Origin of the sequence: Kitasatospora sp. NPDC091257 (genome assembly GCF_044757675.1) — a bacterium.
Classification (GTDB): Bacteria; Actinomycetota; Actinomycetes; order Streptomycetales; family Streptomycetaceae; genus Kitasatospora; species Kitasatospora lactacystinica.
Genome location: NZ_JBIVVI010000282.1, coordinates 1 through 8,357, shown reverse-complemented (window position 1 = coordinate 8,357; position 8,357 = coordinate 1). Strand labels below are relative to the sequence as shown.

Here is an 8,357-nt window from a genome sequence, read left to right as displayed (position 1 = left end):
GCCCCCGGCGCCCTCCGCGCCCTCCACGGCCTCGGGGCCCTTGGCCAGCTCGGCGGCGAGCACGGTCACGGCCTCGGCGAAGGCCGGGGTGCCGGTGCCGCCCAGCGCCAGGGCCGGGCTCTGCCAGGGCACCCGGCCGCCGGCGGTGGCGAGCCGTTGGTACTCGACGCAGGCGAGGCAGGCCGGTGCGCCGGGGGCGAGCACCGGGCCGACCACGGTCAGCGCGCCGTCCTCGCGCACCGGCACCAGGCGTACGGGGTGTGCCAGGGCGTGCCGGCTGAGCCGGGCGGCCAGGCCCAGGGTCCATTCGGTGAGGTGGACGACGGCGGTGCCGCTCGTGGCGGCCAGTGCCTCGACCGGGGTCAGGACCGGCAACTCGCTCATGGGCGGCCTCCTTCGGCTACGAGGGCCGTGAAGCCGCAGCCGTCCAGGGCGTCGGCGAACGGGCGGGCCTCGGGGGTGGCGGGACGCCAGCGGGCGGTGCGCAGACCGGTGATCCGGACCAGGGCGGCCTGCAGGTCCGCCTCCCGGTCGGCGATGTCGGCGAGCCAGCGGTCGGCCCAGCCCAGGTCGGTCCAGGCCGCCGGGGTCCGGCCGGCTGCGGCGAGCGGGGCGGCGGCGCCGGAAAGGACGGTGTGGTGGACGGCGGCGAGGCCGGCGCTCCGGGCCATCAGCCGGGTGAGGGCGGCCAGTGCGGCGTGGGCGACGGCGTCGGCGGGCGTGGCCTCGACCGCCCTGCCCTCCTCCACCTGCGCCAGGTACACCGACTCGTGGGAGAGTTGACCGACCGTCAGGATCGGTGTTCGACCGAGCCGGCGGGCCAGGACGCCGTACCAGTGCCCGGCCTGCGGGTGTTCCCGCCAGGCGGACTCGGGCACCGCCCGGTCGCCCCGCACCGCCCGGTCATCCAGGAGCGGCCGGTCGCCCCGCACCGCCCGGTCGAGCACGGCGCGACGCAGGGCCAGGCCGAGGGCGTGGTCCGGGTCGACGCCGACCACCGGCACGGCTCCCCCGCCCACCGCCGCCAGGTGCAGTTCGACGGACCGACAGGCGGCGGCCAGCCGGGCGAGGTCCGTCCGCACCGCCCCGGCCGCCAGCGGGCCGGCGGGGGTGGCGCAGGAGACCAGGGCCACGGGCAGCTGCGGGAGGTCGCCCGCGGAGGGTGCGTCCAGCACGCCCAGCCGGGGGTCACCGAGGGCGTTCACCCGGCGCAGCGCCTCGGCGAGGGTCCCGGGCGGCGCGGCGGCGGCCCCGGGGCCCGCCGCCCACGGGTGGTGCTCGGCGTGCGGCGGAGCGGCGTCGGCGATCAGGACGGTGGGGCGCCCGTCGAGCAGCCGCGGATCATCGGCCGGCTCGCCCGGGTCCGGCAGGCCCGCGACGGCACAGAGCAGCCGCTGGGCGCCGGCCGCGGCGAGCAGCGCGAGGAGCACGGGCGGCGGGTCCGCAGCGGGGGCGGGTTCCAGCCGGGCGGCGAGCGCCGCCGCGTCCGTCCGGGCCCGGGCCGGGTCGGCGGGCTCGGTGACGAAGCCGCCGTCCGCACCGCACTGCACCGCGACCGCCAGCTCCGTTCCCGCCGGACCGTCCGCCGTGGCCACCACCCGGCCGGCGGGCAGCCCGGGCTCGGCGACCACCGCCGGAGCCGCCGTCCCGCCCCGGGCCAGGGCGCGCGCCATCGCGCGGGCCGACGGGCCGTCCGGGTCCGCGGCGGCCACCACCGGGCGGGCGGCCGCCAGGGCCGCCTCCGCACCGCCGGGGTCGTCCGCCACCGCTCCCGGCCAGGGCGGCAGTCGGACCCCGTCCGGGTGGTCCACGAGCAGGCCGTGCTCGCGCAGCCGGGCGGTGACGGTGGCCAGCGCGGCCGCCACCCTCGGCTCGACGGCCGCCTCAACAGCCGCCTCGACGGCCGCGTCGACGGCCTCCGCCTGCGGCCCGAGCCGGGCGGCGAGCACCTGCCACAGCGCCGGGAGCGCCCGGCTGCCCTCCAGGGTGACGCTGCTCTCGCGCCCGCGCAGGTGCAGCCCTTCGCGCAGCGGCGTCACCGCCACCCCGGGGCGCAAGCGGGGCCGAACGGCGTCCGGTTCGGCCGTCATGCCGCCCCCTCCAGTGTTGTGCGCCCCGCGCCGCCCGTCGCCACCGCCACGCCCGACTGCTCCGCGCCGCCCGGATCCTCCGCGGCGCCGAGGAGCGTCTGCCAGCGGTGCCCGGTCAGCTCGGGCACGCTGCGCACCAGCAGGTGGGCGGCCAGGTAGCGCTCCATCGGGCGGACGTCGCAGATCGCGAGCAGCCGGTACAGGCCGTTGGTGCCGGCCCGGTTGATCAGGTAGTCGGGACGGTGCCACATCCTGCCGTCGGGGTCGGCGCGCTGCAGCAGTCGGTGGAACTCGCTGTAGCGGGTGCGCAGTTCGGCGTTCCAGCGTTCGGCGGTGGCCGGGTCGCCGAGGGCCTCGGCGCGCTCCTGGTACTCGGCGTGGCGGCCGCCGAGGTCGGCGCCGGCCGTCAGCCGCCGCTCGGCCAGGCTCCAGGCGGTCGCCGACCAGTGCGCCCAGTCCCGTTCCCAGTCGCGCGCGCCGCCGTCGGCGATCCGGCCGACCAGCGCGGTGACCGCCCGGCCGCTCTGCTCCCAGCGGCGCTCGAAGGCGGCCCGCAGGCTGCCGTCCGGGTCCTCGTGGACCAGGAAGTCCTCCAGGTGCGAGAGCACCGAGTAGTGCGCGCCGACCAGCCCGTCCGGATGCGCGGTGGCGTGTGCCGCGAGCGCCGTCACCACCAGCTGCACCCGCGCCTGCGGGGTGTCGCCGTGCGCGCCGAGGAAGTGGCAGGCCGAGTCGAGGGCGGGCAGGCCGGTCCGCAGCAACTCCTCGCGCAGCTCGGCGGATTCGTCGCCGATCAGCGCCCGCAGGGCTTCTTCGGCGGACCGGTCTGCGGGCGCCGCCACGACGGTGTTGTCCGGCACCAGCGGCGCGTACGGCGGCGCGATCAGCTCCGCGCGTCCGGCGACGGCGGCCTCGGCGAGCAGCTGCTCGTCCGACCGGTCGGCCACGGACGGGTGCGCGGCCGCCCACGCCCGCAGCGCCTCGGCGGCCCGCTGCGCCGCCCCGGCCACCCGTGCCTCCGGGCCGCGCAGCCGCAGCCGCAGGTGCGGTCCGAACCGCCAGTGCCGCTCGACGTGGGCGGCCAGCCCCTCGGCCGCCGCCTGCCGGGCCAGCGGCAGGACGGCTTCGCGCAGCGCGCGGGCCTTGTCGGGCCGGTAGTGGTACAGGACCACGTCCCAGGCGGTCACGGCCCCTCGGCCGTCGGCCGGGTCACTCATCGGGCGCCTCCTCGGCGATGGCGGTACGGACGGATTCGAAGGCGCCGGCCGCCTGCGGGCTGCCCCGACCGGGCCGGTACGTCTCCACCACGAGTTCCACGGCCCGGGTCGGCTCCGGGTGACCCGCGATGGCCGGGAGGGCCTCCTCCAGCACCGCGCCGCGCGGGTGCCGGGTGAGCCATTTGGCGAGGTGGCACAGGTGCAGCGGGTTGCCGAGGTCGACGGGCTGCGGCTTGGGGGCTCGCAGGTGGGCGACGAAGGCGTCGCCGGGCGTGCCCGTGGTGTCGGCCGCGGCCGGTGCGGGGTGGAGGAAGAGCTGCTCGGGCAGGTCGAGCCGGGCCCGCCACCGGGCGACGGCCGCGGCCGGGACCGCGTCGGGGCCCTGGTCGGCGGCGAGGTCGGCCCGCAGGGCGTCGAGCACTCCGGCCGGCAGGAGCCAGCGGCGGCGGGCGAGGACGACGTGCCGGTGGCGCAGCCGCGGGGTGCGCAGCACGCTGCCGCCGGGCGCGGCGAGGGTGGTGCGCGGCAGCAGCGCCCGGAAGTCGACGACCCCCTCGGGGTGGTCGTTGAGCAGCGGGCCGAGCCGCCGGGGCAGCATGACCGGTGCGAGGAAGCCCAGGTAGAGGACGTCGAGCAGCTCGCCGGTGGTGCGCAGCCGCAGCCGGAGCTGGTCGTCGACCGGGTCGTGCACGAGGTCGAGGTCGGACTCGGCGAGGCCGGTCCACTGTCGGTCGGGGCCGATCTCGTCGGCGAGCAGTCGCGGGTGCAGGTTGGCGTTGAAGCCGCCGACCGGCCGGATCTGGGCGGCGCGGGCGCCTGCGCCGAGGCCGGACCGCAGCTGCCGGGCGACCTCGGTGGCGGCCTGCGGGGCCAGGCCGTCGAGGAAGCGGCTGGTGAAGCGCCCCCAGCCGCCGTAGACGTGGTTGACGCACAACAGGCCGTCCGCGGAGCCGCGTTGGACGAACCAGGAGTAGCTGAGCGGGCGGGCCGCGGTCCAGTGGGGCAGTCGGGCGGCCAGGGCGCGGATCCGCTCGGCGGGGAGCACGAGTTCGCCGCCCTGCTCCGGCAGCTTCGCGAACTCCTCGCGCAGTGCGGCCAGTTCGTCCGGGGGTGTCGGATCCGCCCACGAGTCCGCCAGGTCGGCAGCGAAGTCCCAGGGGGCGTCGCACACCCCGCCGACGCCGTAGCGGGCGACGAAGCGGTCCCGGGCCGTCCGGCGCATCAGGTGAGCGTGGTCGAACAGCTCGGCGAACGCGGTGAGTTCGGCGAGCGCCGCCCGGTCGGCCGCGCCCGGCCGGGGCTGCGGCCGAGCCGGCGCGTGGACGTCCTCACTGAGCACGCTGAGCGGTGCGGCCTCCTGCGGCACCGGCCGGCCGGCGTCGGCCAGCAGCCGCCGCCAGCGCTCGGCGAGGACGACCAGCAGCGCGGGGCGGCGCTCGCCCGGGGTCACGACCAACTCGGCGTTCTGCCGTTCGAGTTGATCGATCCGGTGGGCCAGCTCGGCGTCCTGCGGCCACTGCCGGAGCCACCCGGCCAGGCTGCGGAGCGGGTGCCGGTCCTGCGGGTCGACCGGTTCGGTGGGCACCAGCAGCCGGGCCGTGACGAGCTGGTCCACGAAGCGGTGCGCGCCCGGGTCGTCGCCCGGCCGTCCGAGGGCCTCGGCGAGCCCGGCGGCGAGCCGGTCCGGCGGGGCCGGGGTGGCCGCGAGCGAGGCGAGCAGGGCCAGTTCGGGCCGGGCGGCGAGTTCGACCTCCTCCTCCCGGGTGACCAGGAAGCGCCCGCCCGCGAACAGCGCCTCCGCGCGGGCGTAGCGGGCCCGGCCGTCGGCGACCCGGGCCGCGCTGGTCATCCGGTGCGGCAGCGTGCGGCTGCGGCGGGGGTCGTCGAGCAGGGCCTGGACGAGCGCGGTGACCAGTGCCCGGTTCTCCCGGACGCAGGCGCGGGGCTCGCCCGCCGCGGCTTCGGCGTCCTCGGAGGACCAGCCGACGGCGGTGAACCAGGACAGCGGGCTGGTCTTGGCGGTGGCCCGCAGGGCGTGCCGCAGCACGGCCGCCTCCTCCTTGCGCGCCCGGCCGCGCGGTTCCCCGGTCGCGCCCGCCGTGTTCGCCACCGCGCGCAACAGGTCGGCGCTGGTGAGCGCGACGGCCCGAGTGAAGGCGGGCTCCCGGCAGATGTCCGCGAGGGCGGCCCGTTCGGCGGCGAGGGCGGGCGGGACGGCGTCGGCGAGCGCGTCCAGCAGCCGGGCCCGCAGCCGTCGCAGCTCCAGCCACTCGGCGAGCCGCGGGACCCGGCGCGGCAGGTCGGCGAGCCGGTCGAGCAGCGCCGCCCGCGGCGTTCGCCCGTTGTGCAGGTCGCGGCGCAGCGGCAGTACGACTCTGCGGTGGAACTCCTCGTCGTGCCCGGCCCGGCCGGCGTACAGGTCGTCGCAGAGGGCCGGCCGCAGGGCCTCGACCGCGGCCTCGGCGGCGGCGAGGTCGCGCAGCAGCGCCCGGGCGTGCGCCGTGGCGGCGGACTGGGCGGGCCGGGCGAGCACGGTGGAGCGCACCAGGGCGTGGCGCGCGGCGTACGCGGCCGGAGCCGGTACGGGGGCCGGCGCCCGGGCGTCCCGGCGCGGGGCGGCGCGGTTGGGCATGGGCGGTTCCCTCCGACGGGGCCTGGGGCGCGTCTCGTGGGACTGGTCGGTTCCGGCCGCGGCGCCGCCGGCCCGACCGGGTCCGCGCGACAGGTCCTGCGGACCCGCGGCAGGCGCTGTGGACGCGGGACGAACCCGGCGCGTCCGGTGGACGCGCCGGGTCCCTCCTGGCGCCGTGGCCGCGGCCTCAAAGGGCCCGGCCGACGGGTTCGGGCCGTTCCTTACATGTCCTGCGGCTGCGCGCAGGAGGACGAGGCCTGGCAGGAACAAGAGCCCCAGGAGGCGCCGTTCTCGGGCAGCGCGACGGTGTCGCGCAGCGAGGTGACGGTCAGCTCGCTGAGGTCGAGGTCCTGAAGGTCGAGGCTCTCGACACGGGACTTGGTGATGTCGGACATGGCGTTCTCCCTCACGTTGGCAGGCCTGCCGGTCGAACCGGAAGGACGGGCCTGCGATCAGATGTTGCGGGATGTGCCGGGCCCCCGTGGATGCGCCGCCCGCGGGTCGCTCGGACCCGGGCTTCGCACCGCCCGACGGCGACTCTAGGCGGCGGGCGGCGGGCGGCGGTACGGGCCACCGCCACCTTGGCCGGGAGCCCGCGCCTTGTCGGCTCAATACCGTTTCCACTCAAGCGGAACCCCAGCCCTCACGGATCCCCGCCCCGTCGGCCGGTGCGGCCCGCCGGAACGAGGGCCCCGCCCGTCCCGCGGGCGGCCAGGCCGGCGCCGCCGCCCGGAGCGGTCGCGAGGACCTGCCCGTTCGCCCTGGCCGGGACCGCCGACGGGATCCTCGGACGGCTCGCGTCGTGCCGTGAGCGGGTTCCCGGCGAAGGACCCTAGGCGGTCCGGCCGGCGCAGGCCGCGGCGGTCACCAGGCGGGTGAAGGCGGCCTCGGAGGAGGGCAGTCCGGCGGAGTCGTACGGGTTGCGGGAGAGCACGACCTGGCGCCGCCCGGTGTCGTCGCTCAGCATGATGCTGCTGTAGCCGAGGCTGTCGCCGCGGTGGCCCCAGAAGTCTCCGCACGGGGTGGGTGTGCGCTCCAGGCCGAGGCCGTAGTCGGCGCCGCGTCCGAGGCCCGTGGTGTGCTTCATCTCGGCGAGTTCGGCGGGCCCGAGGAGCCGTCCTCCGAGCAGGGCCGACATGAAGGCGGCGAGGTCGGCGGTGGTGGAGATGCCGGCGCCGGCCGGGCCGGCGATGGTCGGGTTGAACAGCGTGATGTCCACCGGGCCGTCGGGCAGGGCGGCGTAGCCGTGGGTGTGGCGACCGGGCACGGTGGGGTCGTTCTCCGGCATGGTGGTCTCGCCCAGGCCGAGGGGCCGGATGATCCGGCGGTCGACCTCCTGCTGCCAACTGCGGCCGGTGGTCCTCTCGATGAGCATCCCGAGCAGGATGTAGTCGGTGTTGGAGTAGTGCCAGTCCGTTCCCGGCGGGAAGTACGCCGGGTGGGTCTCGGCGACAGCGACGAGCTCCGCCATCGTCCGTGACTTCCAGCGGTCGGTGCTGAGCCAGGTCCGGAAGGAAGCCTCGTCGTCGTAGGCGAAGGCCGGGTCCGAGGTGTAGTTGTAGATGCCGCCGGTGTGGTTGAGCAGTTGGCGGATGCTGATGCCGGCGCCGTTGTGCAGGACGCCGGGCAGGTGCTGCTCGACCGGGTCGGCCAGGCCGATCCGATGCTCCGCGACGAGTTGGAGGACGACGGTCGCCACGAAGGTCTTGGTGGCGCTGCCGATCCGGAAGCGGTCGCGGGCCGCGGCGGGCTCGCCGGTGGTGAGGTCGGCGGTTCCGGCCGCGCCCTTCCAAAGGGTGTGGCCGTTCTCGCTCACCCGGCCGAGCGCGGCGGTGGCACCGCCCGGCGCCACCACTGCTCGCAGGCCCGCGTCCAGCGCCGCCCGGTCGACCCGCCGTGCCGGGTCCGCCGCCGCGCCGACGGCGGCCGCGCCGACGGTGTCCCGCGCGTTCGCCGCCGGGACCACGCCGGCCACCAGGCCCGCTCCCGCCAGCACGACCACCGCCGCGCGGACGGCTCGAACGGCCGGCGCCCGGCGCCGCCCGGTCGCGGGCCGCGCGCCCGCACGGTCGGCTCCGCCCCTCAACGTTCCCAGCATGGCAACCTCCGCGATCTCCACTGGAAGTGGTCTCCAACTTCCGTTTTTTGTCCGGTAGTTGAAACTCTCCCAGCGTTCCCGCGGCGGATCGTCGGACTCAGGTCCGACCCCTTCTCCCCACCAGGTCGCACCTCTTCGGCCGGGCGGCTACGACCTGGGCAGGGGCCCGACCCCGACGATTCCCGGAGTCGGCGCCCCGATCCCCTCGGGGGCGTCGCCGGCCGGACGGACACCTGCTCGGCCCGTCGAGGAGACACGCCTCGGCCGTTCGACAGCGCGGTGGTGTCGACGGTCCCGGGCCGGCCGGCGCCCCCGGCAGG

5 protein-coding genes and 1 pseudogene are annotated in these 8,357 nt (G+C 77.6%); all 6 read right to left on the bottom strand.

Translation table 11 applies throughout. The features are described from left to right. Positions 1–384: pseudogene (locus ACIQOV_RS15630) on the bottom strand (hypothetical protein); the annotation flags it as partial. Further along, positions 381–2,090 carry a hypothetical protein gene (locus ACIQOV_RS15625; RefSeq protein WP_401048856.1) on the bottom strand — a complete coding sequence of 570 codons (1,710 nt, stop codon included), beginning with the start codon at positions 2,088–2,090 and terminating at the stop codon, positions 381–383. The pseudogene ACIQOV_RS15630 and the gene ACIQOV_RS15625, both read right to left, overlap by 4 nt. After that, on the bottom strand, positions 2,087–3,307 hold the full coding sequence (locus ACIQOV_RS15620; RefSeq protein WP_401048855.1) for a hypothetical protein: 1,221 nt from the start codon (positions 3,305–3,307) through the stop codon (positions 2,087–2,089). Before ACIQOV_RS15620 ends, ACIQOV_RS15625 begins: the two co-directional genes overlap by 4 nt. Next, positions 3,300–5,939 carry a lantibiotic dehydratase gene (locus ACIQOV_RS15615; RefSeq protein ID WP_401048853.1) on the bottom strand — a complete coding sequence of 880 codons (2,640 nt, stop codon included), beginning with the start codon at positions 5,937–5,939 and terminating at the stop codon, positions 3,300–3,302. Before ACIQOV_RS15615 ends, ACIQOV_RS15620 begins: the two co-directional genes overlap by 8 nt. A 221-nt stretch (positions 5,940–6,160) precedes the next feature. Beyond that, positions 6,161–6,334, bottom strand: coding sequence for a thiazolylpeptide-type bacteriocin (locus tag ACIQOV_RS15610; RefSeq protein ID WP_401048851.1), 174 nt, complete (start codon positions 6,332–6,334; stop codon positions 6,161–6,163). Positions 6,335–6,771: 437 nt separating this feature from the next. Next, positions 6,772–8,037, bottom strand: a complete 1,266-nt coding sequence (locus ACIQOV_RS15605; RefSeq protein ID WP_401048849.1) for a serine hydrolase domain-containing protein — start codon at positions 8,035–8,037, stop codon at positions 6,772–6,774. Positions 8,038–8,357: the final 320 nt, after the last annotated feature.